This window comes from Mesorhizobium sp. ES1-6, assembly GCF_020164775.1.
Classification (GTDB): domain Bacteria; phylum Pseudomonadota; class Alphaproteobacteria; order Rhizobiales; family Rhizobiaceae; genus Mesorhizobium.
Genome location: NZ_JAIUGU010000001.1, coordinates 635413 through 661952, shown reverse-complemented (window position 1 = coordinate 661952; position 26540 = coordinate 635413). Strand labels below are relative to the sequence as shown.

21 protein-coding genes are annotated in these 26540 nt (G+C 63.4%); 14 read left to right on the top strand and 7 right to left on the bottom strand.

All coding sequences use genetic code 11. The annotated features are described in order from the left end of the window. Nucleotides 1–42: 42 nt before the first annotated feature. A complete protein-coding gene (locus LB564_RS03445) occupies nucleotides 43–795 on the top strand; it encodes a DUF502 domain-containing protein (protein ID WP_140701505.1) in 753 nt (250 codons plus the stop codon). Here LB564_RS03445 and recG read toward each other — a convergent pair. Next, the gene (recG, locus tag LB564_RS03440; protein ID WP_224534956.1) at nucleotides 747–2855 is read right to left on the bottom strand and encodes an ATP-dependent DNA helicase RecG; all 2109 of its coding nucleotides are present in this window, start codon (nucleotides 2853–2855) and stop codon (nucleotides 747–749) included. The two genes, LB564_RS03445 and recG, sit on opposite strands and share 49 nt — an antisense overlap. Nucleotides 2856–2947: 92 nt before the next feature. Between recG and LB564_RS03435 the strand changes: the two genes are divergently transcribed. From LB564_RS03435 to LB564_RS03425, 3 genes are all read left to right on the top strand, one after another. Continuing rightward, nucleotides 2948–3235, top strand: a complete 288-nt coding sequence (locus tag LB564_RS03435) for a succinate dehydrogenase assembly factor 2 (RefSeq protein ID WP_224534954.1) — start codon at nucleotides 2948–2950, stop codon at nucleotides 3233–3235. 86 nt (nucleotides 3236–3321) lie between these two features. After that, nucleotides 3322–6810, top strand: coding sequence for a transcription-repair coupling factor (gene mfd, locus LB564_RS03430; protein WP_224534953.1), 3489 nt, complete (start codon nucleotides 3322–3324; stop codon nucleotides 6808–6810). A 135-nt stretch (nucleotides 6811–6945) separates the two neighbouring features. Continuing rightward, complete coding sequence (locus LB564_RS03425; RefSeq protein ID WP_224534951.1) at nucleotides 6946–8319, top strand: class II 3-deoxy-7-phosphoheptulonate synthase; 1374 nt, start codon at nucleotides 6946–6948, stop codon at nucleotides 8317–8319. 116 nt (nucleotides 8320–8435) lie between these two features. Here the strand turns inward: LB564_RS03425 and LB564_RS03420 are convergent, their stop codons facing one another. Beyond that, nucleotides 8436–9503: a GGDEF domain-containing protein gene (locus LB564_RS03420; protein WP_224534949.1), complete on the bottom strand. Its 1068-nt coding sequence runs from the start codon at nucleotides 9501–9503 to the stop codon at nucleotides 8436–8438. A 405-nt stretch (nucleotides 9504–9908) separates the two neighbouring features. Here LB564_RS03420 and LB564_RS03415 point away from each other — a divergent pair, with 405 nt between their 5' ends. Beyond that, the gene (locus LB564_RS03415) at nucleotides 9909–10325 is read left to right on the top strand and encodes a GFA family protein (protein WP_224535416.1); all 417 of its coding nucleotides are present in this window, start codon (nucleotides 9909–9911) and stop codon (nucleotides 10323–10325) included. A 78-nt stretch (nucleotides 10326–10403) separates the two neighbouring features. Beyond that, nucleotides 10404–10763 (top strand): diacylglycerol kinase, encoded by a 360-nt coding sequence (locus LB564_RS03410; RefSeq protein WP_140701499.1) that lies wholly within the window; start codon nucleotides 10404–10406, stop codon nucleotides 10761–10763. 18 nt (nucleotides 10764–10781) lie between these two features. On the opposite strand, the gene LB564_RS03405 is transcribed toward LB564_RS03410, so the two are convergent. Together LB564_RS03405 and LB564_RS03400 are read right to left on the bottom strand one after the other, a co-directional pair. Next, nucleotides 10782–11369, bottom strand: a complete 588-nt coding sequence (locus tag LB564_RS03405) for a DedA family protein (protein WP_224534947.1) — start codon at nucleotides 11367–11369, stop codon at nucleotides 10782–10784. After that, nucleotides 11366–11926: a DUF1003 domain-containing protein gene (locus tag LB564_RS03400; RefSeq protein WP_224534945.1), complete on the bottom strand. Its 561-nt coding sequence runs from the start codon at nucleotides 11924–11926 to the stop codon at nucleotides 11366–11368. Before LB564_RS03400 ends, LB564_RS03405 begins: the two co-directional genes overlap by 4 nt. Before the next feature lie 88 nt (nucleotides 11927–12014). On the opposite strand from LB564_RS03400, the gene LB564_RS03395 reads away from it, so the two are divergent. The 8 genes from LB564_RS03395 to gltX all read left to right on the top strand — a co-directional run bounded on the left by LB564_RS03395 (nucleotide 12015) and on the right by gltX (nucleotide 21917). Continuing rightward, on the top strand, nucleotides 12015–12731 hold the full coding sequence (locus LB564_RS03395) for a DNA-3-methyladenine glycosylase I (RefSeq protein WP_224534943.1): 717 nt from the start codon (nucleotides 12015–12017) through the stop codon (nucleotides 12729–12731). Nucleotides 12732–12795: 64 nt separating this feature from the next. Beyond that, the gene (locus LB564_RS03390) at nucleotides 12796–14472 is read left to right on the top strand and encodes an NAD+ synthase (RefSeq protein WP_224534941.1); all 1677 of its coding nucleotides are present in this window, start codon (nucleotides 12796–12798) and stop codon (nucleotides 14470–14472) included. Between the two features lie 35 nt (nucleotides 14473–14507). Beyond that, nucleotides 14508–15395 (top strand): SPFH domain-containing protein, encoded by an 888-nt coding sequence (locus tag LB564_RS03385; protein WP_140701494.1) that lies wholly within the window; start codon nucleotides 14508–14510, stop codon nucleotides 15393–15395. An 8-nt stretch (nucleotides 15396–15403) separates the two neighbouring features. Next, nucleotides 15404–16354, top strand: coding sequence for a sugar kinase (locus LB564_RS03380; RefSeq protein WP_224534939.1), 951 nt, complete (start codon nucleotides 15404–15406; stop codon nucleotides 16352–16354). Nucleotides 16355–16404: 50 nt separating this feature from the next. Further along, a complete protein-coding gene (locus LB564_RS03375; RefSeq protein ID WP_224534937.1) occupies nucleotides 16405–16821 on the top strand; it encodes a GNAT family N-acetyltransferase in 417 nt (138 codons plus the stop codon). Nucleotides 16822–17201: 380 nt separating this feature from the next. Continuing rightward, nucleotides 17202–19007 (top strand): ABC transporter ATP-binding protein, encoded by a 1806-nt coding sequence (locus LB564_RS03370; RefSeq protein WP_224534935.1) that lies wholly within the window; start codon nucleotides 17202–17204, stop codon nucleotides 19005–19007. 218 nt (nucleotides 19008–19225) lie between these two features. Continuing rightward, on the top strand, nucleotides 19226–20407 hold the full coding sequence (locus tag LB564_RS03365) for a hypothetical protein (protein WP_224534933.1): 1182 nt from the start codon (nucleotides 19226–19228) through the stop codon (nucleotides 20405–20407). A gap of 136 nt (nucleotides 20408–20543) precedes the next feature. Then, nucleotides 20544–21917: a glutamate--tRNA ligase gene (gene gltX, locus LB564_RS03360; protein WP_224534931.1), complete on the top strand. Its 1374-nt coding sequence runs from the start codon at nucleotides 20544–20546 to the stop codon at nucleotides 21915–21917. Here gltX and LB564_RS03355 read toward each other — a convergent pair. From LB564_RS03355 to LB564_RS03345, 3 genes are all read right to left on the bottom strand, one after another. Next, entirely contained in the window at nucleotides 21835–23052 is a 1218-nt protein-coding gene (locus LB564_RS03355) for a DUF2865 domain-containing protein (RefSeq protein WP_224534929.1), read from the bottom strand. The two genes, gltX and LB564_RS03355, sit on opposite strands and share 83 nt — an antisense overlap. A gap of 137 nt (nucleotides 23053–23189) precedes the next feature. Beyond that, nucleotides 23190–23867: an outer membrane protein gene (locus LB564_RS03350; protein ID WP_224534927.1), complete on the bottom strand. Its 678-nt coding sequence runs from the start codon at nucleotides 23865–23867 to the stop codon at nucleotides 23190–23192. A gap of 184 nt (nucleotides 23868–24051) precedes the next feature. Next, nucleotides 24052–26376, bottom strand: coding sequence for an NADP-dependent malic enzyme (locus LB564_RS03345; RefSeq protein ID WP_224534925.1), 2325 nt, complete (start codon nucleotides 26374–26376; stop codon nucleotides 24052–24054). Nucleotides 26377–26540 lie beyond the last annotated feature (164 nt).

Sequence of the window (26540 nt, the reverse complement as noted above, 5' to 3'; positions counted from 1 at the left end):
GGCTTCACTAATGTTGCGGCGCAACCCGCGCCCCGGTGAACCATGTCAGACGCTCCCAAGACCTCCGGCATGACCCGGCTGAGGAACTATTTCCTCACGGGCTTCATCGTCTGTGCGCCGCTGGCGATCACCGCCTATATCGCCTGGTCGTTCATCGGCTGGGTCGATTCCTGGGTCAAACCCTATATTCCGGCACGCTACAACCCCGACACCTATCTGCCGTTCCCGGTTCCCGGTTTCGGGCTGATCGTCGCGCTTATTCTGATTACCTTGATCGGTTTTCTCACCGCCAACATTGTCGGCCGCGCCATCGTCGGCTTTGGCGAGCGTCTGCTTGGCCGCATGCCGCTGGTGCGCGGCATCTATGGCTCGCTGAAGCAGATTTTCGAGACCGTGCTGTCGAACAAGGGTGACATGTTCCGCCAGGTCGGGCTGGTCGAATATCCACGCAAGGGTGTGTGGTCGCTGGTGTTTGTCGCCAGCGAAAAGGAAACCGAGATCAATCAGAAGCTCGACCAGGAAGGCGATCCGCTGATCGCGGTGTTCATGCCGTGCACACCCAACCCGACGACCGGATTCCTGATGTATGTTCTGAAGTCGGATATCGTGCCGCTCGACATGACGATCGAGGACGGCGCCAAGCTGATCGTCTCGGCCGGGTTGGTGGCCCCCGAGGTGAAGACGAAATTGGTGACGCTGAACGGCGAGCCGATCAACGGAACCCTGGCCAATCCGCCGCTAGGGTCTCATCCGGCGCGCAAGAGCCGCACGGCCTCGTCGCGGCCGAACAAGTAGAGCAGGAGGCGCAGCGCTTCGCCGCGATCCGACTGCAGTTCGGGGTCACGCGACAGGATCAGCCTGGCGTCATCTCGGGCAGCCTCGAGCAGATCGGCATGCGCCTCGATGCGCGCCACCTGGAAGCCCGGCGTGCCGGACTGGCGCGTACCCAGCAATTCGCCTTCGCCGCGCAGCTTCAGATCTTCCTCGGCGATCAGGAAGCCGTCTTCGGTCTCGCGCATTACCGATAGCCGGCGCTTTGCCGTTTCGCCAAGCGGGTCCTTGTAGAGCAGCACGCAGGACGAGGGTTTGTCGCCGCGCCCGACCCGGCCGCGCAACTGGTGCAACTGCGCAAGCCCAAATCGCTCGGCATGCTCGATGACCATGATCGTGGCGTCGGGCACGTCGACGCCGACCTCGATGACGGTGGTGGCGATCAGGATGCGGGTTTCGCCAGCCTTGAAGGCGCGCATCGCTTCGTCCTTCTCGGCGCCTTTCATGCGGCCGTGGACGAGACCGATACGCTCGCCGAACAACGGCTTCAGCGAGGCGAAGCGATCCTCGGCCGACATCAGTTTTATCTCCTCGGATTCCTCGACCAGCGGGCAAATCCAGTAGATTTTTTGGCCATCGGCGACGGCATCGAGCATGCGGCCGACCAGTTCGTCGAGCCGTTCCAGCGGCAGGGTGACGGTGCGGATCGGCTGCCGGCCGGCTGGTTTTTCCGTCAGCTTCGACACATCCATGTCGCCGAAAGCGGTCAGCACCAGCGTGCGCGGGATGGGGGTAGCGGTCATCACCAGCATGTCGGGCGCATCGCCCTTGGCGGTGATGGCAAGCCGCTGATGGACGCCGAAGCGATGCTGCTCGTCGATGACGGCCAGGACCAGATCGTGGAAGCTGACCGTGTCCTGAAACAGCGCATGGGTGCCGACGACGATGTCGATCTCGCCGCTGGCCAGGCCCGCCAGCGTCTCCGCTCGCTCGCGGCCCTTTTCGCGGCCGGTCAGGATGGCGATGCGCAAGCCGACCTTGGCGGCAAGCGGGATGATCGTCGCCAGATGCTGGCGCGCCAGGATTTCGGTCGGCGCCATCAGCGCCGCCTGGCCGCCGGCCTCGACGGCGCGTGCCATGGCCAAGAGAGCCACGACCGTCTTGCCCGAACCGACATCGCCTTGCAGCAGCCGCAGCATGCGTTCTGGATCGGCAAGATCGGCGTTGATTTCGGCCAGCGCGAATTCCTGCGAGGGGGTAAGCGAATAGGGAAGGGCAGAACGCAGTTTCTCGACGATGCGGCCGTCGCCGACGAGAGGGCGGCCTGACAGGCGTCGCACCTTTGCGCGCACCAGGGCCAGAGAGACCTGGCCGGCGAGCAGTTCATCATAGGCGAGGCGACGCCAGGCAGCCCCTTCGACCGCGACATCGATCGGGTCGGCGGGGTAATGGATGCGGGTCAGCGCATCGCCGAAGGACGCAAAGCTCTGGCGGCGCATGAAGGCACCGTCCTGCCATTCCGGCAATTCCGGCAGGCGGCCGAGCGCCTGGCCGATCGCTCGGCGCAAAACCTTGGCCGAAAGCCCCGCGGTCAGGGGATAGACCGGCTCGACCAGCGGCAGGCTCTCGGCTTCACCAGCCAGTGCGATATGATCGGGGTGGACCATGGTCGGGCGGCCGTTGAACCATTCCATGCGGCCGGACACCACGACATGCTCGCCCACCGGCATTGCCTTTTCGAGATAGGCGGCGTGGGCATGGAAGAAGGTCAGGCCGATTTCGCCGGTATCGTCATGGGCGTAGACCCGGTAAGGCACCGATTTGTTGCCGCGCGGCGGTGGCTGGTGGCGGTCTATGCGCAGCTCGAGCGTGACGATGGCGCCTTCGGCGGAACCCGCGATGCCGGGCCGGTTGCGGCGATCGATGACGGTGTGCGGCAGCACGAACAGGAGGTCGCCCGCGCGCGCGGCACGGTCGCCGAGGTCGGCCGCCACGACCTTCTCGATCAGCGCGCCGACCTTCGGCCCGACGCCGGCAAGCGAGGTGATCGGGACGAACAGGGGGTCGAGGATGGAAGGACGCATGATGTCAGCTTATGTCGCGACGGCGGCAGCGCAAGGCTGACACCGCCCACTATCCACGCTATATGCGCCGCTTGAAGCGAGGATGCGGCACAATGACCGGAACGAAACGATCAAGCGAGGGGCTGGACGCTCACCGCCGCAAGCTGTTGTTCCGCTCCTGGCATCGCGGCATGCGCGAGATGGACTTGATCCTCGGCACGTTCGCGGACGCCGAGATCGGCACCTTGACCGCCGAGGAAATCGACCAATATGAGAAGCTTCTCGATATTAACGATACGGAATTCCTGCCGCTGATCACGGGCGAGCGCCCGGTGCCGGCAGAAATCGACTGTGCCGTCCTGCAAAAAATCCTGGCGTCCCGCCGGACCATGACTTTCTGAACACATGACTTTCTGAACACAGGCAATCCAGGAAAAGTGCGAAGCGGTTTTCCCACCGGAATTGCGACAACCAAGACCGTGATTTGATGGCTCTCATCCCCACCATTGGCTTGCCGAAGGGCCGTCCCGGCCAGTTCATCGTCGACGGCGTCGCCGACGGCTACGAAGCTTTCGCGCTGGTACAGACGGCGCTCGAGATCGCACCCGACAAGCCGGTGCTGTTCGTGGCCCGCGACGGCCAGCGCCTGCCTGCCATCATCGAGGCGCTGTCCTTCGTGGCGCCGGGCCTGCCGGTGCTGGAACTGCCGGCCTGGGACTGCCTGCCATACGACCGTGTGTCGCCCGGTTCCGATGCCGCCGCCAAGCGCCTCGATGCGCTGACCGCCATGATCGCGCTGGCGAAGAAACCGCATCGTGCCGTCGTTCTCACAACCGCCAATGCGCTGCTGCAGCGTATTCCGCCGGCGGAGCTTGTCGAGGCACAGACCTTCCACGCCCGGCCCGGCAACCAGATCGACATGAATGCGCTGATCGCGCGGCTGGAGACGTCGGGGTTCGAGCGCGTGCCGACCGTGCGCGGTATCGGCGAATTCGCGGTGCGCGGCGGCATTCTCGACCTGTTCGCTCCGGGCTGGACGGAAGCGCTGCGGCTTGATTTCTTCGGCGACACGCTGGAATCGATCCGCGTCTTCGATGCCGCCACGCAACGCACCACCGGCCAGCGCAAGTCGATGGCGCTGCAGGCGATGAGCGAGGTGGCGCTGACGCCCGAAACCATCAGCCGCTTCCGCCGCGCCTATATCGAGGCCTTTGGCGCACCATCGCGTGACGACGGGCTCTACGCGGCGGTCAGCGAAGGCCGGCGCTTCGCCGGCATGGAGCATTGGCTGCCGTTCTTCTACGAGCGGCTGGAAACCGTGTTTGATTACCTGCCGGACGCACCCGTGGTTTTCGACCATCTGGCGCATGAGGCACTGGCCGAACGCCATACGCTGATCCTCGACCATTACGAGGCACGCAAGAAGCAGGCTGACGGGGCGCTCAAGGATGCGGTGCCCTACAAGCCGGTTGCGCCGGACCTGCTCTATCTCTCGCCGGACAATCTCAAGGCTTCGCTTGGCGAGCGCGAGGACATCGACTTCACCGTGTTCGATGCGCCCGACGTAGGGGGCAAGAAAGTCTTCCACGCCGGCTCGCGCCATGGTCGCAGCTTCGTCGAGGAGCGCGCCGACCCGAACGTCAACGTCTTCGATGTCGTCGTCCGGCACATAGCCGACGAGCGCGCGGCGCGCCGCCGCGTCGTCATCGCCGGCTGGACCGAAGGCTCACTCGACCGGCTTGGCCAGATCCTGGCGGAGCATCATCTCGGCAATCTCAAGCAGGTCGAGACGCTTGCCGAGGCCGAACAGCTCGAGCCGGGGCAGGCGGCATTGGCGGTCTTGCCGCTCGAATCCGGCTTCGAGACCGACAAGCTGGTCGTTGTCGCCGAACAGGACATTCTGGGCGACCGGCTGATCCGGCGCTCGAAGCGCAAGAAGCGCGCATCCGATTTCATCGCCGAGGCCTCGGCTCTGTCGGCCGGCGATATCGTCGTCCACGCCGACCACGGCATTGGCCGCTTCATCGGCCTGCGCACCATCGAAGCGGTCGGCGCGCCGCATGACTGCCTGGAAATCCACTATGCCGGCGACGACCGGCTGTTCCTGCCGGTGGAAAACATCGAGCTTTTGTCGCGCTACGGCTCCGATACGGCCGAGGCGACGCTGGACAAGCTCGGCGGCGGCGCCTGGCAGTCGCGCAAGGCCAAGCTGAAGCGGCGCCTGCTCGACATGGCCGGACAGCTGATCCGCATCGCCGCCGAGCGGCAGATGCGCGCCGCCCCGGCGCTGGTGCCGGCCGAAGGCCTCTATGACGAGTTTGCCGCCCGTTTCCCCTACGAGGAAACCGACGACCAGCAGACGGCCATCGATTCGGTGCGCGACGACCTCGGCGCCGGCAAGCCGATGGACCGGCTGATCTGCGGCGACGTCGGCTTCGGCAAGACCGAAGTGGCGCTGCGCGCCGCCTTCATCGCGGCGATGGAAGGGTTTCAGGTCGCAGTGGTGGTGCCCACGACGCTGTTGTCGCGCCAGCACTTCAAGACGTTCTCGCAGCGTTTCTCAGGGCTTCCCATCCGTGTCGCCCAGGCCTCGCGGCTGGTCGGCGCCAAGGACCTGGCCGAGACCAAGAAGGGCATTGCCGAAGGACAGGTCGATATCGTCATCGGTACCCATGCGCTGCTGGGCTCCGCGATCTCGTTCAAGAATCTCGGCCTGCTGATCATCGACGAGGAGCAGCATTTCGGCGTCAAGCACAAGGAACGGCTGAAGGACCTGAAGACCGATGTCCATGTGCTGACGCTGTCGGCGACGCCGATCCCGCGCACGCTGCAACTGGCGCTGACCGGGGTGCGCGAACTGTCGCTGATCGCCACGCCGCCGGTCGACCGCATGGCGGTGCGCACCTTCATCTCGCCCTTCGACCCGCTGGTCATCCGCGAGACGCTGCTGCGCGAGCGCTATCGCGGCGGCCATTCCTTCTATGTGGTTCCGCGCATCAGCGATCTCGCCGAAATCCATGATTTCCTGAAGGAATCTGTTCCGGAACTGAAGGTCGCCGTGGCCCATGGCCAGATGCCGCCGGGCGAACTCGACGACATTATGAACGCCTTCTATGACGGTCAGTACGATGTGCTTTTGTCGACCACCATCGTCGAATCCGGTCTCGACATCCCGACCGCCAACACGTTGATCATCCACCGCGCCGACATGTTCGGCCTGTCGCAGCTCTATCAGCTGCGCGGCCGCGTCGGCCGCTCCAAGGTGCGCGCCTATGCGCTGTTCACGCTGCCAGCCAACCGCAAGCTGACCGATACCGCCGAACGCCGGCTCAAGGTGCTGCAATCGCTCGACACGCTGGGCGCCGGCTTCCAGCTCGCCAGCCATGACCTCGATATCAGGGGCGCCGGCAATCTGCTCGGCGAAGAACAGTCCGGCCACATCAAGGAGGTCGGCTTCGAGCTCTACCAGCAGATGCTGGAGGAGGCCGTGGCCGAGGTGAAGGATTCCGGCGAGGTTCAGGATGGCGGCTGGTCGCCACAGATCGCTGTCGGCACGGCGGTGATGATCCCTGAAGGCTACGTGCCGGACCTGCAGCTCAGGCTGACGCTCTACCGCCGTCTCGGCGATCTCGAAAACACCGAGGAGATCGACGCTTTCGGCGCCGAGCTGATCGACCGCTTCGGTCCGCTGCCGGAGGAGGTGAAGCATCTCCTGAAGATCGTCTTCATCAAGGCGCTCTGCCGCAAGGCCAATGTCGAAAAGCTCGATGCCGGGCCGAAGGGTATCGTCATCCACTTCCGCAGGCGCGAATTTCCCAACCCGGTCGGGCTGGTCAAGTACATCGGCGAACAGGGCTCGCTGGCCAAGATCCGGCCGGACCATAGCGTGGTCTTCATCCGCGACTGGCCCACGGCCGAGAAGCGGCTGGCGGGTTCGGCGGTGGTGATGACGCAATTGGCTCGGCTGGTCGCCTAGTCGCCGGGAGCATTCGCCAGGGCTGAAATTCCGGTCTAGAATAGGAAATCGGCTTCGTGTATGGAGCCGCAACCCCATAGAGGGACAGGAAATGGCGGGCGAGAGTGTTCGCCGGAAAGAGCGTTGGGTGCAGCGATGACGAAATGGTCGCCGAATTCGTGGAGAGCAAAGCCGATCAAGCAGGTTCCCGCCTATCCGGACCTTGCCGCGCTGAAGAACACGGAAGCCCAGCTTGCCACCTTTCCGCCGCTGGTCTTTGCCGGCGAGGCGCGCAAGCTGAAGAAGCAGTTGGCGAGCGTCGCGGCCGGTGAGGCCTTCCTGCTCCAGGGCGGCGATTGCGCCGAGAGTTTCGCCGAACACGGTGCCGACAACATCCGCGACTTCTTCCGCGTCTTCCTGCAGATGTCGGTCGTGCTGACCTTCGCTGGCGCGCAGCCGGTGGTGAAGGTCGGCCGCGTCGCCGGCCAGTTCGCCAAGCCGCGCTCGTCCGACAACGAGACCAAGGGCGAGGTGACGCTGCCGAGCTACCGCGGCGATATCATCAACGGCATCGACTTCGATCAGAAGTCGCGCATACCCGATCCCGCCCGCCAGGAAATGGCCTACCGCCAGTCGGCGGCGACGCTCAACCTTCTGCGCGCCTTTGCCCAGGGCGGCTATGCCAGCCTGGAGAACGTGCATCGCTGGATGCTCGGCTTCGTATCCGACAGTCCGCAGGGCGAGAAATACGAATCTCTCGCCAACCGCATCACCGAGACGATGGACTTCATGAAGGCCGTCGGCATCACCTCGGAAACCAACTATGCACTGCGCGAGACCGACTTCTACACCAGCCACGAAGCGCTGCTGCTCGGCTACGAGGAGGCGCTGACTCGCGTCGATTCGACCTCCGGCGATTGGTACGCCACGTCGGGCCACATGATCTGGATCGGCGATCGCACGCGCCAGCCCGACCATGCGCATGTCGAATATTGCCGCGGCATCAAGAACCCGCTCGGCTTGAAATGCGGTCCGTCGCTGACGCCGGATGGCCTTTTGGAACTGATCGATCTGCTGAACCCCGAAAACGAGCCCGGACGGCTGACGCTGATCGCCCGCTTCGGTTCGGACAAGGTTGCCGACCATCTGCCGAAGCTGGTGCGCGCGGTGCAGAAGGAAGGCCGCAGCGTGGTCTGGTCGTCGGATCCGATGCATGGCAACACGATCGAGGCGGCCGGCTACAAGACGCGGCCCTTCGATCGCATCCTGAAGGAGGTGCAGACCTTCTTCGAGGTGCACCGTGCCGAGGGCACGCATCCGGGTGGCATCCATGTCGAGATGACCGGCAAGAACGTCACCGAATGCACCGGTGGCGCGCGCGCCATCACGGCCGAGGAGTTGCAGGACCGCTACCACACCCATTGCGATCCGCGCCTCAACGCCGACCAGGCGATCGAGCTGGCCTTCCTTGTCTCGGATCTGTTGAAGAAGAGCCACCCGGTGCAGCACAGGCAGGCCGCGAACGGCTGATCCTGGCAATTGGACCGATAAAGCAAAGGCGCCTGGGAAACCCGGCGCCTTTTCCATTTTCGGCTTTTTGTGTGTGCCTCCGACCGTGCTGGCGCGACCGGCAAAAAGCGCAGGCTTCAGTCTTTCTTGTAGAGAAGCCAGCTCTTGCCGGCGCGTCCCATTGTCGAATGCCTGGTGACGCGGTTGCGACCGCTGACCTTGGAGCGGTAGAGCGCCCGATCCGCCTTGGTGTAGAGGTCTTCAGGCCCTTCGGCTTCTGATGCCATGCAGATACCCATCGATACCGTCACGGTGCCGTAGTTCATGCCGGTCTGGCTGCTGGTGAACGGCGTCTGCTCGATCAGGGCACGAATGCGTTCGGCGATGTCGTAGGTGGCGTCCTCGCTGGCGCCCTCGATGATCAGCGCGAACTCCTCGCCGCCGGTGCGGGCGACGAACATGTCGCCGCGAATGCTGGTCTGGAAAATCTCGGCGATGATCTGGATGATCTTGTCGCCGACAGGATGGCCATAGCGGTCGTTAATGTCCTTGAATCGATCGATGTCGACAAGGATCAGGGCATTGAACAGGATACCCTTGTTGCTGTTGTAGATTCGGGTGATTTCCTTGTCGAAGGCGCGGCGGTTCCAGATCTGGGTCAACGGATCCGTATCCGCCAGCCGCTTGTATTCCTCGAGCTTCGACTTGACGCTCTCCAGTTCGGCCGTCTTGTCGTTGAGCATCGAAGCGACCTGCCGGCCGTGATCGATCGTCGAATTGGTGGCAACGGCCATAGCGCTGGCTATCTTCTGCAGAAGATCCTGGGAGAGAAGGCTACGGTTGCTCAGGCCGCTGGACGTCTCATCGAGAATCCGGCCGTATTTCTCGATGTGGCTGCGCTCGCTGCGCAGCAGCGACGCCACTTCCTCGAGTTCCCTGGCGATGACGTCCCTGGCATGCTCGACGATGCCGGGACCATGATTGTGGGCAAAGAAGGCGCGGCCGATCTGATCCAGCTCATCCTGCGTCGGCCGGTTGCTCAGCGATACGACGGCAAGACTGAGCTCGCGGTTGGTGCCGCTCAAGGCTTCGTAGAATATCTCGTAGTTGCGCGGCAGGCCCAGCACGCCGAGCTGGCGCATGGTCGCGACGACGGTGCTAGCAATGTCAGTGCTTCGTTCGGTCTGGGCTGCTGCCGGCTGCATGGTCTGTTCGCTTCCCCTCGGATGCCGCAACGGAATTTGTGAATTCCGCGTGCCACCGCTGGGGAATGCTATTCGGTAGTCCAGAACACTCTGCGAAGAGGCGCGTCCCCACACGCGACCTTCGTTTGGCACAGCATAAATTCAGTAGCGCTAAAGTTTCCTTAATTCGCAGAACTGCCGCCGGCTTTGTCTACGCCTGGCTGTAAAGGCGCCCAACCCAGGCATCATCACCGCGCATCAAGGCCCGCTTTGTCCGGCCCCCGACCGGGTTCATGCATCACGCCGCTGAAAGTGAAACTGAATTCCGTATTTGCTACGCCAGTACATGTCGCTTTTGTTTGCGTGTGGCGGCCGCAAATCGGGAATCCTGACGAGGTGGCAGGTGGGTTCTTCAAGGGGCGCCGAATGAGTGACGATCACCAGGGATCATGTCTGTGCGGAGCGGTCCGCTTCCGGACAAGGGGGGCGCTGCGTGGCGTTGTCTACTGCCATTGTTTGCAATGCCGTAAACAGAGCGGGCATTTCTATGCCGCGACCAATGTCGCCGATACCGACATCGCGATCGAGGGTGCGGAAAGCATCACCTGGTACGAAGCGTCCGGCTTCGCCAGGCGCGGCTTCTGCAAGGCATGCGGATCAGTGCTGTTCTGGAAGGCAATGGATCAGGACTATATTTCGGTCTTGGCGGGATCGTTCGACAAGCCAACGGCGCTCAAGGGTGAATGTCATATCTTCGTCGGCGACAAGGGCGACTATTATTCGATAGACGATGGGCTGCCGCAGTTTGAAAAGTCTACGCCATCCATACCGGTGGCCGAATGAAATTTGGACGATCCGCCTTATTCCATTGATCGGGGCATTGCTTTATCCCGGGCCGGTGATTCCGAGAGGGGCCTGGGCATGCAGCGGCTGATCGACGCTTTTTTCAATTCGGTGCGGGCGTTTCGCAAGCTGACCGCGAGCGAGAAGGCCTTTCAGCAGGAGCTTATGCTGCTGGTGCTGGCCCTGCCGGCCGGATGGTTCATCTCGATCTCCTGGCGTGGCTACGCCTTGCTGATCGGCGCGGTGCTGCTGATGATCATGGTCGAGGTGCTGAATACCGGCATCGAGGCGGCCTGCGACGCGTTCAGCCGGGAGTTCAATGTCGACATCCAGCTGGCCAAGGACTGCGGCTCGCTCGCGGTGCTGATTTCGGTAGTCATTGTCGCCGGCGTCTGGGGCATCGCCATCATCGAGCGGATCACCGGCTTCCCCATCTGATCTCCTCGCGAGACGGCGTCATTGCTCCCGGCCGCGCTCCCGCTTGGCGAGGTGGCGACCGACAAGCCAGGCCAGTACAGCCACGGCAAGGGCGATGCCAAGCCCGACGAACAGCCGCTCGTGGCGCATCAGCGCCTGGCCAATCAATTGTTCGGCTCCCAATCCGAAGACATAGCCGATCGTGCTGAACAGCATCGCCCAGATCACCGATGAGATGGCGTTGAGGATGACGAAACGCGGCGCGGCTATGGTCGAAAGGCCGGCCGCGACGCCGCCGACCAGACGCATGCCGTAGACATAGCGGTTCGACAGCACGAAGATGTTGGGATGGGTGTTGAGCAGACGGTAGGCGCGGCGAAAGCCGGGCCGCCGGCGCAACCTGACGACATGGCGGTTGTCGGCGAAACTCCTGCCGAGGATGAAGAAGAAGGTGTCGCCGACAAAGGCCCCGAGCGCTGCCGCGACAAAGGCATGCCACAGCACGAAAACATGCTGGTGAGCGAAGAAGCCTCCCAGGATGGCGGCACTTTCGCCTTCAGCCACGCAGCCGAGAAAAACCGCCAACAGCCCGTATTGTTCGATGAAGTGATGAATCGCCTCGGTCATGACGCCAACTGCTGTGACAGTCTTTCATCGATCCGCCTGACCACTTCCGCCAGCCGCGCGATCTCGTCGCGCATGCCGATGATCTGGCTGTGGCGCAGTTCGTCCAGTTTCTCATGCAGCGCCATGATCTCGATCTCGGCCTTCAGATTGACCTCGTAGTCGTGAGCGGCATCGATGCGGTCGCGCTCGGTCTGGCGGTTCTGCGCCATCATGATCACCGGCGCCTGCAAGGCGGCGACCATCGACAGGACGAGGTTGAGGAAGATGAAGGGGTAGGGGTCGAACGCATCGCGCGACAACAGCCAGACATTGCCTGTTGTCCACAGGAACAGGAAAACGAGAAAGCCGACGATGAACGACCAGGAGCCGCCGATGCGGGCAATCGTATCGGCGAGGCGGTCACCAAAGGTCTGGTGGAAGGCGACGGCCTTGTTGGTGTCCCGGGTGATGGTGGTGCGCTCGATGGTGCTTTGCAGCACCCGGTTCTCCAGGGCACTGAGACCATCCGGCTTTCGCTTCAGCCAGCGGTTCGCCAGATCGTCGATCGTCTTGTTCATGGCCATCTCCAAGGGCTTTGCTGCGCTAGAGGTAGAGGCTGCCGGCCCGGGCGGGAAGTGCTAGATTGAGGCGAACCGAGAGGGACCGATGGCCGACTTCAAGAAAATTCGCGCTCGCGCGGCAAACCGCAAGGGCAGCGAGGCGGAACTGGCCTCCCTGTTGGGGCCGCTGCCCGACAATGCGGCGGTGGCCGACATCACCGACGACCGTATCCTCTCGACGATGGCCGAGCGCGTCTTTGCCGCCGGTTTCGTCTGGCGCGTCATCGAGCAGAAATGGCCTGGCTTCGAGGAGGCGTTCCTGCGCTTCGAGCCCAAGCGGCTGTTGTTCCAGCCCGACGATTTCTGGCACGATCTGGCTTCCGACCAGCGCATCGTGCGCAACCCGCAAAAGATCAAATCCGTTCGCGACAATGCCGCCTTCGTCGAGCAAGTCTCGAAAGAACATCACGGTTTCGGCCAGTTCCTCGCCGACTGGCCCGCCGACGACCAGGTTGGGCTGATGGCCTATCTCGGCAAGCATGGCAGCCGGCTCGGCGGCAACACCGGCCAGTATTTCCTGCGCTGGCTGGGCTGGGACGCTTTCGTCATCTCGGCCGACATGGCCGCCGCCTTGCGCGACGCCGGCCTCGACATCGCTGAAAATCCGACCTCGAAGAGGGATCTGGACAAGATCCAGCTCCAGATCAACCGCTGGGTGGCGGATACTGGCCTGCCGCGCCGGCATATTTCGCGCATCCTGGCGATGTCCATCGGTGAAAACCATTCGCCGCAATCGCTGCGCGAGTATATGGGCGACGATTAACGGTCTGAATTGGTCCAAGCGAACGCCATTGCGGGTCGGATTTCGCCGCGCTAAGTCAGCAGGCATGACCAAGAAGCTCGACATTCTGCGTATCGCCATCGCCCAGCTCAACCCGACTGTTGGCGATGTCGCCGGCAACCTCGCCAAGGCGCGCGAGGCGAGGGCGGATGCCGCCCGCCAGGGCGCCGATCTCGTGCTCTACACAGAGCTTTTTCTCGCCGGTTATCCGCCGGAGGATCTGGTGCTCAAGCCGGCCTTCCTCAAGGCATGCGAGCGGGCGGCACAGGATTTTGCCGTCGATACCGCCGATGGCGGTCCGGGCGTCATCATCGGCACGCCGCTGAAGCGCAAGAGCGGCACGCATAATTCCATCGTCTTCTGCGATGGCGGCAAGATCATCGCCGAGCGCTACAAGCTCGATCTGCCGAATTATGGCGAGTTCGATGAAAAGCGCGTCTTCCAGGCCGGGCCCGAGATCCAGGGACCGGTCAATTTTCGCGGGGTGCGCATCGGCATACCGATCTGCGAGGACATCTGGGGCGAGGTCGGCATCTGCGAGACGCTGGCCGAAAGTGGGGCGGAAATCCTGCTGGTGCCGAACGGCTCACCCTATTACCGCGCCAAGATCGACGTTCGCCACCAGGTCGTCATCAGGCAAGTGATCGAATCCGGCCTGCCGATCATCTATGCCAACCAGCTCGGCGGCCAGGACGAGCTGATCTTCGACGGCGCTTCCTTCGCCATTGGCGCCGACAAGACGCTCGCCTTCCAGATGAGCCAGTTCGAGGACTCGGTCGACGTCACCACCTGGAAGCGGACCGACAATGGCTGGGTCTGCTCCGAAGGCCCGATGTCGAAAATTCCGGAACGGGAGGAGGCGGACTACCGCGCCTGCATGCTGGGCCTGCGTGACTACGTCAACAAGAACGGCTTCAAGAATGTCGTGCTCGGCCTCTCCGGCGGCATCGATTCGGCGATCTGCGCGGCGCTTGCGGTGGACGCGCTGGGCGAGGAACGGCTGCGCGCCGTCATGATGCCCTACCGCTACACCTCGAAGGATTCGCTCAAGGACGCCGAGGACTGCGCCCGCGCGCTCGGCTGCCGCTACGACATCGTGCCGATCTTCGAGCCCGTCGAAGGGTTTTTGCATGCGCTGACGCAACTCTTCGAGGGCACGAAGGAAGGGATCACCGAGGAGAACCTGCAGAGCCGCGCACGCGGCACTATCCTGATGGCGATCTCCAACAAGTTCGGCTCGATGGTCGTCACGACAGGCAACAAGAGCGAGATGTCGGTTGGCTACGCCACACTCTACGGCGACATGAATGGCGGCTTCAATCCGATAAAAGACCTCTACAAGATGCAGGTCTACGCGCTGTCGCGCTGGCGCAACAGCCATGTGCCGCCGGGCGCGCTCGGGCCTTCGGGCGAGGTGATCCCGAAGAGCATCATCGACAAGGCGCCGTCGGCGGAATTGCGTGAGAACCAGACCGACCAGGATTCTTTGCCGCCCTATCCGGTGCTGGACGATATTCTGGAATGCCTGGTCGAAAACGAGATGGGCGTCGACGACATCGTGGCGCGCGGCCATGACCGGGCGACGGTGACGCGCATCGAACATCTGCTTTACATCGCAGAATACAAGCGCCGTCAGGCGGCTCCCGGCGTGAAGATCACCAGGAAGAATTTTGGCCGCGACCGCCGCTATCCCATCACCAACCGTTTCAGGGACCGCGGCTAGCGAGCCTTTGCTTTTGAGAGCCTTGGGGGGCTTGCATGTTTATCAGCTATTTCAAGGGAACGCCTGAATACCACATCGTCTGCTTCAAGAACGGGCAGATCCGGCAGCAGGGACGCGGCATCAGCTTCTGGTACGGCACGTTTGGCACCACCATCGCCACGGTGCCGGTGACCTCGCTCGACAATCCGTTCATCTTCACCGAAACCACGGCTGATTTTCAGGATCTGGCGATCCAGGGCTCCGTCAGCTACCGCATCGTCGATCCGGTCAAGGCGGCGGAAGGCTTCGACTTCAGCGCCAAGCTCGGCCGATCCGACGTTGCCGGCGACGGCCGCGAGAAGATCGCCGAGCGCCTGGTGCTGGCTATCCAGAGCCGCGCACGGGCCGTTGTTTCGAGCATGACGCTCGAACAGGCGCTGGCCGAGGTGACCAAGCTCGGCGGCAATCTTGCCGATCTGCTGCGCAACGATCCGATCGCCTCGACCGCGGGCCTGTCGATCGAGGAGGTCCATATTACGTCGGTCCAGCCGACGCCGGAAATCCGCAAGGCCCTGCAGACCGAATATCGCGAGGCGCTGCAGCGCCAGGCCGACGAAGCGATCTATGCGCGCCGGGCGCATGCGGTGGAAAAAGAACGCGAGATCAAGCAGAGCGAACTGGCAACCGAGATCGAACTGGCCGAACGCAACAAGCTGCTGGTCGACACGGAAGCCCGTAACAAGCTGACATTGGCCGAGGCCGCCGCCAAGGCGCAGCAGCTCGAACTGACCGTCTATTCGTCGGCACCCGCCAATGTGCTGACGGCCATGGCGTTCAAGGCGTGGGCGGAAAAGGGCGGCTCGGTCGGCAATCTGTCGATCACGCCTGATATGTTGACCAGCGCGCTGAGCCAACTCGCCGCGCCGGCGAAGACCGACAAGTGACCTAGAAAGTGGCCGGCGACCAGGGCGATAGACCGATCGACCGGGTGATCGTCGTCACCCGCAAGACCGAGCTCGAGGAACTGACCGCGCGTTTCAACACGCAAGGCCAGGCCCGCTTCTATCTCAGGCAAGCGGGTATGAATTTCGACCCGGTCAAATCAGCGCACGATATCTATCATCGCGCGCTCGACCGGGTGATGGGTTCGCTTCCGCCAGGTCTGAAACAATTGCGGCTCGACCGCGAACTGGTGCCGCAATTCGAATTCGGCTCGGACGTGGTGATCGCGCTCGGCCAGGATGGGCTGGTCTCCAACACCGCGAAATACCTGCCGCACCAGCCGCTGATCGGCATCAATCCAAATCCCGCGCTTTTCGACGGCGTTCTCTTGCCGTGGAACGCCGACGATACCGAAAAGATCCTCGACCTCACGATGTCCGGCAAGGCGCGGCGCCAGGCGGTGGTGATGGCCGAGGCGCGCTCCAATGACGGAAGGCGGCTGATTGCCTTCAACGATCTCTTCGTCGGCGCCAGCACCCATGTCTCGGCACGCTACGAACTGACCTATGGTGGCCGGACCGAGCGGCAATCATCAAGCGGCATCATCATTTCGACCGGCGCTGGTTCCACCGGCTGGCTGCGCTCGGTCATGGCGGGGGCGGCCGGTCTGGCCGCGGCCTATGGCGACACATCGGTGCCGACATTGCCGCCGCGGGGCTACGACCGAGAAGGCGAGCAGTTGTTCTTCTCGGTGCGCGAGCCGTTTCCGAGCAACACGACAGGCGTGTCCCTCGTCCATGGCGTGATCACCCGCGACCGGCCGCTGGTCGTGTCTTCGCGGCAGAGCAAGGGTGGCGTCATTTTCAGCGACGGGATGGAGGTCGATTTCGTCGAGTTCAATTCCGGCACCGACGTGACCATCGCGATCGCCGATCAGAAGGCCTATCTGGTGGTGCCGTGAGAACCGCTCAAGCAACGGCCTCCGAAACCAATGCCATTCGAAGGTGAAGCATGCCCGACTGTGAAATCGACTTCGACCTGTCACGCATCGATTTCCGCACCACCTCCGACCTGTTGATGGCGAGCTACTGGGGGGTAGGACGCAGCGATGACTTTCACCGCCGAGCCTTTGCCAACTCGTTCTGCGCCGCCGCTTACATTGCTGGCAAACAGGTCGGTTTCGGCAGGGCAATCACCGACCGCACGGTATTCGGCTATCTCGCCGACATCATCATCTGGCCCGAACATCGCGGGCAAGGCATCGGTTCGCGGCTGGTGCGGGCACTCATCGAGCATCCTGAACTCAGCACCGTCTCGCATTGGAGCCTGTCGACCAGCGACGCGCATGGGGTCTATGAAAAGCTCGGCTTCAAGGCATCGACGGATGGTCGATACATGCGTCTCGATCGTGCGCCGCCTGCCGGGTAACACCATGGGACGACGATAGGCATCGGTTGCACTGTTGCAAAATCGCCTCATCGGCTGGGCCAGAAGCGCTTTTGGCCATGGCTTGGCTTGGCTGGCGATCGAAGCATCCCTATAACGGCCTCTCCGCGATTCCCTTCAGGGAGGACCGAATGCCAGGATTTGACATCGTTATGCGAGGCCGCGAAGCCTAGGTCTGTGCCGGTGTTCCGAAGTATCGGAACCACACCGGACGCAGAAAAGGCATTTGCCGCTGCCGGTCACCGCCCACGGGCGGGCCACCGACCATAGCCGAACCTCCGCATTCACGGGCACTTTGCCCAGGCGCGGTTTTCAATTTTCGACTTTACTGGGATCGGGCTCGTTCGCGCCCGAATGACATCATGGCTCGTTTCAAGATCGATTTGCGCGCGAGCGCCTTTCGCAGCGTTCTTGGTTTCACGCTAACCCATTGGCGGCGCCAGCCCTGGCGGCTTTCGCTGATCATGGGTGGTTTCCTGCTGTCTACGCTGGCCGACGTCCTGACACCGCTCTATTCCGGCCGGCTGGTCGATGCAGTCGCCAGCAGCGCCGGCGCGGACGCCATTGCCTGGAATGCCGCGATGACGGCATTCTCGATTCTGATGGCGCTGGCGCTTACCGGCGTGGTGCTGCGCAACCTTGCCTTCATGGGAATCGTCGAGCTGACGCTGAAGATGATGGCCGACATCGCCGCGGACGCCTTCCACCGCGTCCAGCGCTTCTCAACCGACTGGCACGCCAACTCGTTTGCCGGCTCGACCGTGCGCAAGGTGACGCGCGGCATGTGGGCGCTCGACCTGCTCAACGACACCATCCTGATCGCGCTGCTGCCGTCGCTGGTCATGCTCGTCGGCTCGACGCTGCTGCTCGGCTGGTTCTGGCCGCTGATGGGCGCGGTCGTCGCGGCCGGTTCGGTGCTGTTCATCACCGTGACGGCGATGCTGTCGCTCGGCTACGTCGCACCCGCGGCAAGGCTCGCCAACACCTGGGACACGCGCCTCGGCGGCTCGCTGGCCGACGCGGTGAGCTGCAACGCCGTGGTCAAGGGCTTCGGCGCCGAGGAGCGCGAGGAACGCCGCCTCGCCAGGGTGGTCGCCAAATGGCGTGCGCGCACACGGCGCACCTGGGTGCGCGGCACCATCAACGGTACCACGCAAGGGGCGCTGCTGCTGGTCATGCGGGCCGCGGTGATCGGCCTGGCACTGATGCTGTGGTCGTGGGGGCAGGCGAGCGCCGGCGATGTCGCCTTCGTGCTGACCTCGTTCTTCGTGCTGCAAGGCTATTTGCGCGATATCGGCACGCATATCCGCAATTTGCAGCGTTCGATCAACGACATGGAGGAACTGGTCGATTTCCAGTCGGAATCGCTCGGCATCGAAGATCGGCCCGGTGCTGGTCCGATCGCCATCACGCAGGGCCACATCGCCTTCGACAACGTCACCTTCCACTACGGCAATCACCGGTCGCCGCTCTACCGCGACTTTTCGGTCGACATCGCGCCGGGGGAACGTGTCGGGCTTGTCGGTCACTCGGGTTCGGGCAAGACGACCTTCGTCAAGCTCATCCAACGGCTCTATGACGTGAACGCCGGAAAGATCATGATCGACGGTCAGGATATCTCGCGGGTGGCGCAGGCGTCGCTGCGCGGCCAGATCGCCATCGTCCAGCAGGAACCGATCCTGTTCCACCGCTCGCTGGCCGAAAACATCGCCTATGCCAGGCCAAGCGCGACACAGGAGGAGATCGAGCATGCCGCCAGGTTGGCGAGCGCGCACGACTTCATCACCAACCTGCCGAAGGGCTATAGCACGCTGGTCGGCGAACGTGGCGTGAAACTGTCGGGTGGCGAGCGCCAGCGCGTGGCGATCGCCCGCGCTTTCCTGGCCGATGCGCGCATCCTGATCCTGGACGAGGCGACCTCGAGCCTCGATTCGGAATCGGAGGTGCTGATCCAGCAGGCGATGGAACGGCTGATGGTCGGCCGAACGACGCTTGTCATCGCTCACCGGCTCTCCACGGTGCGGGCGCTCGACAGGCTGCTGGTCTTCGATCGCGGCAGAATCGTCGAGGAGGGCTCGCATGACGAGTTGATCCGGCTGAAGGGCGGCATCTACCGCCGCCTGTTCGAGCGCCAGGCGCTCGAGCTGACCAAGGGCCTCGTCAACTGACCTGGATGGCCTCCGGCTTGGCCCGGAGGCCATCCATCGCGCTCCCAGCGGCCAGGATGGCGCAAGGCACGTGATCGCAGGCCCGGCTCTATACTGGCCCAGCAAATCCGCCAGTGAACTCTTCTCCAGATCGCGTCTGTTTACGTTACCGACCGAGATTCGTTGTTTCTACTTTTGGTTGCTGTATACCTCTGAAGGGCAACCTAAGCGGTCTCACGATGCATCTTCTTTCCGAAAACACCGGTGTGGGAAGGGTGGCTGCGCCATCGGTGCTGGACTCCCAGCACGGCTCGGTCCGGCCGCTCGTCGCCGAAGATCTCGAGCGCGTTGCCACGCTCTTCCTGACGAAGTTTCGCCGGCGTCGGCATCAATTGCGCGATCTGGCGATCGCGGAGACGGCCGAATATATGAGAAGGATCTATCTTGACCCCGCCAGCCAGCCCGGTGCGAGCAGCGCTCTTGTCCAGATCAACCCGCAGGGCGATCTGGGGGGATTCCTCGGCGTCCTGAAAGCCGGTTACGAACTCAACGGAACGGCATTGAAAGCGGCGATCATCGGCCCGTTCATGGCCGACCCAGGCGCCGATCATGGCTCGGCGGGACCTCAATTGCTGCGTGCCCTGCATCAAGGCGAGTTCGATCTGCAACTGACGGATTCGGCCAACCGGGTATCCCTGGCCTTCGCGCGTCCAATGAAATACCAGCTCCTGCCGGTCCATTGTCTGGGGTGGACCTATATTTTCCAGCCGGCCGCGATGGCCGCCGCCGCGCTGCACCGTAAATGGCCCCGCCTGCCTCGTTTAGCCCTCGATCCCTGCGCGAGAGCATTCGACGCTTTCACGAAACGAAGGTTCGGGCCGCCCGTCCAGCCCTCATCGTCGCATCGGGTCCATGCGAAGCCGATCACCGCGGCCCAGTTTGCCGAGCGGCTGCCGGCCCTCCTGTCCGACTACGCTCTTCGGCCGACCTGGACGGACGGCGAGCTGCCGCGACTGCTCGCGCTGGCGGCCGAGAAGCGGGCCGACGGTCCACTTCATTTCGGCGGGACTTATGACGAGACGGGCAGAATGCTCGGCTGCTATGCCTTCTACGGCCAGGCCGGCGACATGGCGAACCTGTTGCAGATCCAGGCTGCCGGACCACACTGGGGCGCGACGCTGGATAGCCTTGTCGCGGCGGCGCGGGACATGGGCTGCGCGGGCCTCACCGGACAGACCCAGAGCAGGTTCATGCCTCATCTCTTCGGCTACAGGAATGTCTTCTTCCGCTATGCCGGCGGGACGATGGTCCGCTCGCGAATCGCCGAGGTCACGCAAGCGGTCCGCTCCGGCGACATAGCCATCGGTGGATTGATGGGCGACCGCTGGACCCGCCTCAGCTCCGACGATTTCGGCCGCTGATCGCCTTCAGCGGTTTTTCGTCGGCTCCCCGGCAGGCTTGCCTCAGTCTTTTCATTCCAGCCGCCATGTTCTATGTCTGCGGCACGGTGCGGGGGCGCATCTTGTCAATCACAAAGGCATCCGGTACGCCCCGCTCATGACAGTTACCGTTCGTTTCGCCCCGTCACCGACCGGCCGCATCCATATCGGCAATGCGCGCACCGCTCTGTTCAACTGGTTGTTTGCCCTGAACAACAAGGGCCGTTTCATCCAGCGCTTCGACGACACCGATATTGCCCGTTCGAAGCAGGAGTTCGCCGACGCCATCCTTTACGACCTGCACTGGCTGGGCATTTTCCCCGATGCCACGGAATATCAGTCGCGGCGCTTCGAAATCTATGACGCTGCGGTCGAGCGGCTGAAGGCGGCGGGGGTTCTCTATGCCTGCTACGAAACGCCGGAAGAACTCGATCTCAGGCGAAAAGTGCGCCGCACGCGGGGCCTGCCGCCGGTCTATGGCCGCGAGGCATTGGCGCTGACGGCAGATCAGGTGGCCGAATATCAGGCCGACGGGCGCCGGCCCCACTGGCGCTTCCTGTTGCCCAATTTCTCCGGCGATCCGCTGCAGCCGGAGCGCACCGAGATCCACTGGAACGATCTGGTGCGGGGCGAGGAGACGGTGGATCTGGCTTCGCTGTCCGATCCGGTGCTGGTGCGCGAGGACGGCACCTATCTCTATACGCTGCCCTCCGTCGTCGACGACATCGAGATGGGCGTCAGCCATGTCATCCGCGGCGACGACCACGTCACCAACACCGGTGTGCAGATCGCCTTGTTCAAGGCGCTTGGCGCCGAGCCGCCCGTCTTCGGCCACCACAATCTCCTGACCACGGTCTCGGGCGAGGGGCTGTCGAAGCGCACCGGCGCGCTCTCCATCGAGAGCCTGCGCGAAGACGGCATCGAGCCGATGGCCGTCGCTTCGCTGGCCGTGCTGGTGGGCACATCGGAGAATGTCGCGGCCGCGCATGATTTGACCGAACTCGCCGGCCATTTCGACCCAGCCGCGACCTCGAAATCGTCGTCCAAGTTCGATCCGGCCGAACTGTTCGTGCTGAACCGGGTACTGCTGCATCACATGCCGTTTGATGAGGCTCGGGACCGGCTGATGGTGCTGGGCATTTCCGGTGAACAGGCCGAACCGTTCTGGCTGGCGGTGCGCGGCAATCTCGACCGGCTGGCCGATGCGGTTGCCTGGTGGCGTGTCCTGCGCGAGGGACCGCGGGAGAAGCCCGAATTTTCCGACGACGACCGCGATTTTCTGCACCAGGCGCTGGATCTCCTGCCCGAGGAGCCGTGGAACGGGACGGTCTGGAAGGATTGGACCGGCAAGGTCAGGGAAGCGACCGGCCGCAAGGGCAAGTCGCTGTTCATGCCGCTCAGGCTTGCCCTTACCGGACTGCCTTCGGGGCCGGAGCTTGCAGATCTATTGCCGCTGATGGGTCGGGAAGGAACGTTGGCCCGACGACCCTGATCTTGCGCTGTTCGGGAGGCACGGCCGAAACGGGCGATGTCACCGGCTTGGCCGAAAGGCGCTTGATGGCTTCACGGTCGAGCCCGCCTTCCATATTGGCCAGGGTCTCGGGATCGGCGCCCGGATCGGGCTTCGTGGCCGGCACCGGAACAAACGGCGGCGCATCCGGTTCGGGCTGTGCCTGTTGCTGGCTTGGCGGGTTGCCGCCAATGATCTGGAAATTCTGCGCGGCATTGCAGCCGCAAGCGGGCGGTCGCGACATGTTGGGCTGTTTGTAGAGATAGGCGGTCGGCAATTCGCCGTAGGGCCTGCCGGTGACCGAGGACGTCATCGAAGCCGAATCGTCGTCCATGCCGCGCGAGTAGAAGACCTGCATCTCCGTGCCGGGGCATGCCGATTCGCAATTCTTCTGGTCGCGCTCGAAATCGCCGGCCGAGGCGGCGTTCGACATGGGGAAGAAATAGCCGTCGCAAGTGCGCACGCAACTGGTGTGGAATTCGCCGCCGCCGCCGGCAACGTCCGGAATGCCGGGCTGATTCAGGATGCGGCTGACATCGCCTTCCTCGCCCGAATCGTCACGCTGATCCAACGCATCGATCCGCCGGTTGTCGCCGCCGAAAAGCTGGTCGAACAGGTTCGCATTGCCCCCATCTTCCCGATCGGCGTCTTCACGGCTGGCTTCCCCCATGGGCGCACGGCGGGGAGCCACGGCATCGTCACGGCAGTCATTGGCGTCGAGCGCCGCCAGGATGCGGCCCCGGTCGCGGCGTGAACCGCCGTCGGCGAGCTGGGCACGCTTGGCCTGCAGGCTGTCGAGATTGGCGTTCATGCGATCGATGGTGGCGTTCAGCCCGGCGCACTGGTTGATGTTGCGCGAAAACAGCGAGAACCCGCAGCCGGCGCTGTTCGCCTGGCCGCGAGCCTTGGAGATCTGTTGGCGCTGCCTTTCGATCGCGGCGTCGTATTTGCGGACCAGTGCCGGGCCACCCCCGCCGCCGCGCGAGGCCGCGGCGAGATCGGCCTCCAGTTGATGGCAGACCCGCGAAGCGGCTTGCGGCTCATTGACCGCCGCGCCGGACAGCAGCAGGCCAAGCAGAACGGCGGCATGCGCCTGCTTCAAACCTCCGCTTGCCATCCGCCTCGATCCCGCTTGCCTGTGGTCGCCAAGGCTACCCCGTTCGCGGTTAATCGTCCATTTCGGAAAGTCGCCTTGTTGCCGGCTGAAAAGCGGCAACCATTCGATGCCCATCAGGCGATGGGCCCGGCCAGCCGTCAGAACTTGTAGTTCATGCCGATCCTGACGGTACTGAACGCGTTGTCGAAAACGGTGTTGGAGTTAGGCGCGTAGTTTATCGTCTGGTCCCGCAGGTCGACATATCGATATTCGGCATTCGCCGACCAATGATCGGTGATTGCCTGCTCCAGCCCCGCGCCAATGGTCCAGCCAACCTTGGTGCTCTTTTCGGAAAAGCTGTTGGCTGGCCCATCGAGATACTGGTTCTCAACGCTTCCGAAAGCGAGGCCGCCGGTCCCGTAGATGAGGGTGCGGTCGAACGCATAGCCCGCCCTGGCGCGGATCGTTCCGAACCAATCCACCTTGGTGTCGTAGACATCGGCCCCGCCGACATTGACCTCGTCGGAATGGCCCTTGATATCGGCACCCGAAATATCGGCCTCGATTCCCACAACGGCGGCGTTGACCTGGTAATTGTAGCCGATCTGGACACCGCCCAGGAAACCGTCGGTGTCGTAATCCTGCGAACCCCGGATCGTCGGCGTGTTTGGCAGATTGTAGGTGGCATCGGTGCTGCCAAAACCATAGCCGAGATGCCCGCCGACATAGACGCCCGACCAGTCGTGCACGGCCGGCTCCGACCCGATGGCGTCGGCGGCGAACGCCTTTGCGCCAATCACAGTCAGCATTGCCGCAGCGAGCAACAGGGCTCTCATGACATTCTCACGGCCTGGTAAGACGGCGGTGACCATATCAAATTAACCGGTTCCGAGAAATCCGCATTCGTTCAATGTCGGATTTCTCGGTTAAGCGTTGTTGGTCCGCAACACTCGATCCGGCCAACCTGGCCCGCCGCGCGTCGGCAAGACGGCCGAATCTATCCGTGTCGTGGGAGCCGGTTCAGTCCAGATTGGCGATCGCCTGTGCCTTGTGCGCGGCCTCGACCACGGCCAGCGCGGTCATGTTGACGACGCCCCGCGAGGTCACCGAGGGCGTCAATATGTGCGCCGGCTTGTCGGTGCCGAGAAGGATGGGTCCGACATGCAGCGCATCCATCATGGCCCGCAGCGCCGTCAGCGTGATGTTGGCCGAATCGAGGTTCGGGAACACAAGAAGGTTGGCTTCACCCTTCAGGCGCGAATGCGGATAGACGCGTTGGCGCAGATGCTCCGACAAGGCCGAATCGGCGTGCATTTCGCCATCGCACTGCAGCTCTGGCGCGATACGCGCCAGGATGGCAGCGGCCTGCCGCATCTTCAGCGCGCTCGGCGAATCGCGCGAGCCGAAATCCGAATGCGACAACAGTGCCGCCTTCGGCTCGATGCCGAAGCGCTGGATTTCCTCGGCCGCCAGCACGGTCATCTCGGCGATTTCCTCGGCTGTCGGGTCGACGGAGACGTGGGTGTCGGTGAGGAAGATGATGCCGCGCTGCGAGATCAGCATGGACAGGGTCGACAGGTCGCGATCCTTGATGCCGGTGCGCGGCCCAATGATCAGCGTCACATTGCGCAGATGCCGCTCGAAACGGCCTTCGAGGCCGCAGACCATGGCGTCGGCATCGCCGCGCTTCAGGGCAAGTGCGGCGATCACCGTATTGTCGGTGCGCACCATGGTGCGTGCCGCCTCCGTCGTCACGCCGCGCCGTCCGGCAAGTTCGATCAGGAGGTCGACATAGTGGCGGTAGCGCGGATCGTCCTCCGGGTTGATCAGGCCGAAATCGACGCCTGGCTTGATGCGCAGGCCGTAGCGCTTGAGCCTGACCTCGATGACATGCGGGCGGCCGATCAGGATCGGCTCGGCGATGCCTTCCTCCAGCACCACCTGGGCTGCTCGCAACACGCGTTCGTCCTCGCCGTCGGCGTAGATGACGCGCTTGGCGCTGGAAGCCTTGGCGGACGAGAACACCGGCTTCATCACCAGGCCGGAGCGGAAGACGAAGCGGTTGAGCTTGTCGATATAGGCGGCGAAATCGGTGATTGGCCGTGTAGCGACACCAGTGTCGCAGGCTGCCTTGGCGACGGCCGGCGCGATGCGCAGGATGAGCCTGGGATCGAAGGGCGAGGGGATCAGGAATTCGGGTCCGAAGACCGGCGTCTCGGCCGAATAGGCGCGTGCGGCGACGTCCGAAGGCTCTTCGCGGGCAAGGGCGGCGATCGCCCGCACCGCCGCCATCTTCATCTCCTCGTTGATGGCGCTGGCGCCGCAGTCGAGCGCACCCCTGAAAATGTAGGGGAAGCAAAGCACGTTGTTGACCTGATTGGGAAAATCGGAGCGGCCGGTGCAAATCATCGCATCGGGACGCGCCGCGCGCGCCACTTCCGGCATGATCTCCGGATTGGGATTGGCCAGCGCCAGGATCAGCGGCTTCGGCGCCATGTGCTGCAGCAGTTCCGGCTTCAGCACGCCGGCGGCGGAGAGGCCCAGGAAAACATCGGCGCCCGGGATGACGTCGGCCAGCGTGCGCGCCTCGGTGTCCTTCACATAAGGGTCTTTCCAGCGGTCCATCTCGTCGACACGGCCCTTGTAGGCAACGCCGAAACGGTCGGTGACCCAGATGTTCTCGACGCGCACACCGAGCGAAACGAGCAGATTGAGGCAGGCAAGGGCCGCGGCACCCGCGCCGGAGGTGACCACCTTGATCTCCGAAATGGTCTTGCCGGCGAATTCCAGTCCGTTGAGCACGGCGGCGGCGACGATGATGGCGGTGCCGTGCTGGTCGTCATGGAACACCGGTATGCTCATGCGAGCCTTGAGGCGCTCCTCGACTTCAAAACATTCCGGCGCCTTGATGTCCTCGAGGTTGATGCCCCCGAAGGTCGGTTCCAGTGCGGCAACGGTCTCGACCATGCGCTCGATTTCCGGCGCGTCGATCTCGATGTCGAAGACGTCGATGCCGGCGAATTTCTTAAACAGGACCGCCTTGCCCTCCATCACCGGCTTGGACGCCAGCGGCCCGATATTGCCGAGGCCGAGCACGGCCGATCCGTTGGAGACGACACCGACCAGGTTGGCGCGCGCCGTGTAGTCGGCGGCTGTCGCCGGATTGTCGCGGATCTCGAGGCAAGGAGCGGCGACGCCGGGCGAATAGGCGAGCGCCAAGTCGCGCTGGTTGCCGAGGGGCTTGGTCGCCTGGATCTCGAGCTTTCCCGGTGTCGGGTGCTTGTGGAAATAGAGGGCGGCTTCGTCGAGGTCCGAACGTGACGTTTTCTTGTTCTCGCCTTCCATGCGGCCGCTCCTCGAAACCTGCTTCGGCAGTCCTTTTAGCATGAGGCCAAGGTTTTTCACGACGCTAATTGACGCGCCGGCAGCTTTAAATGCCGGCGCGTCAAAATCCGTATTTGTCAGATGGTTACGGCCGTTTCATGCCAGGCCGGGTTGCGTGCCGGGCG

Coding starts and splice junctions, on each gene's coding strand:
- LB564_RS03445 (WP_140701505.1), top strand. CDS start 43: ATGTCAGACGCTCCCAAGACCTCCGGCATGACCCGGCTGAGGAACTAT.
- recG (WP_224534956.1), bottom strand. CDS start 2,855: ATGCGTCCTTCCATCCTCGACCCCCTGTTCGTCCCGATCACCTCGCTT.
- LB564_RS03435 (WP_224534954.1), top strand. CDS start 2,948: ATGACCGGAACGAAACGATCAAGCGAGGGGCTGGACGCTCACCGCCGC.
- mfd (WP_224534953.1), top strand. CDS start 3,322: ATGGCTCTCATCCCCACCATTGGCTTGCCGAAGGGCCGTCCCGGCCAG.
- LB564_RS03425 (WP_224534951.1), top strand. CDS start 6,946: ATGACGAAATGGTCGCCGAATTCGTGGAGAGCAAAGCCGATCAAGCAG.
- LB564_RS03420 (WP_224534949.1), bottom strand. CDS start 9,503: ATGCAGCCGGCAGCAGCCCAGACCGAACGAAGCACTGACATTGCTAGC.
- LB564_RS03415 (WP_224535416.1), top strand. CDS start 9,909: ATGAGTGACGATCACCAGGGATCATGTCTGTGCGGAGCGGTCCGCTTC.
- LB564_RS03410 (WP_140701499.1), top strand. CDS start 10,404: ATGCAGCGGCTGATCGACGCTTTTTTCAATTCGGTGCGGGCGTTTCGC.
- LB564_RS03405 (WP_224534947.1), bottom strand. CDS start 11,369: ATGACCGAGGCGATTCATCACTTCATCGAACAATACGGGCTGTTGGCG.
- LB564_RS03400 (WP_224534945.1), bottom strand. CDS start 11,926: ATGAACAAGACGATCGACGATCTGGCGAACCGCTGGCTGAAGCGAAAG.
- LB564_RS03395 (WP_224534943.1), top strand. CDS start 12,015: ATGGCCGACTTCAAGAAAATTCGCGCTCGCGCGGCAAACCGCAAGGGC.
- LB564_RS03390 (WP_224534941.1), top strand. CDS start 12,796: ATGACCAAGAAGCTCGACATTCTGCGTATCGCCATCGCCCAGCTCAAC.
- LB564_RS03385 (WP_140701494.1), top strand. CDS start 14,508: ATGTTTATCAGCTATTTCAAGGGAACGCCTGAATACCACATCGTCTGC.
- LB564_RS03375 (WP_224534937.1), top strand. CDS start 16,405: ATGCCCGACTGTGAAATCGACTTCGACCTGTCACGCATCGATTTCCGC.
- LB564_RS03370 (WP_224534935.1), top strand. CDS start 17,202: ATGGCTCGTTTCAAGATCGATTTGCGCGCGAGCGCCTTTCGCAGCGTT.
- LB564_RS03365 (WP_224534933.1), top strand. CDS start 19,226: ATGCATCTTCTTTCCGAAAACACCGGTGTGGGAAGGGTGGCTGCGCCA.
- gltX (WP_224534931.1), top strand. CDS start 20,544: ATGACAGTTACCGTTCGTTTCGCCCCGTCACCGACCGGCCGCATCCAT.
- LB564_RS03355 (WP_224534929.1), bottom strand. CDS start 23,052: ATGGCAAGCGGAGGTTTGAAGCAGGCGCATGCCGCCGTTCTGCTTGGC.
- LB564_RS03350 (WP_224534927.1), bottom strand. CDS start 23,867: ATGAGAGCCCTGTTGCTCGCTGCGGCAATGCTGACTGTGATTGGCGCA.
- LB564_RS03345 (WP_224534925.1), bottom strand. CDS start 26,376: ATGGAAGGCGAGAACAAGAAAACGTCACGTTCGGACCTCGACGAAGCC.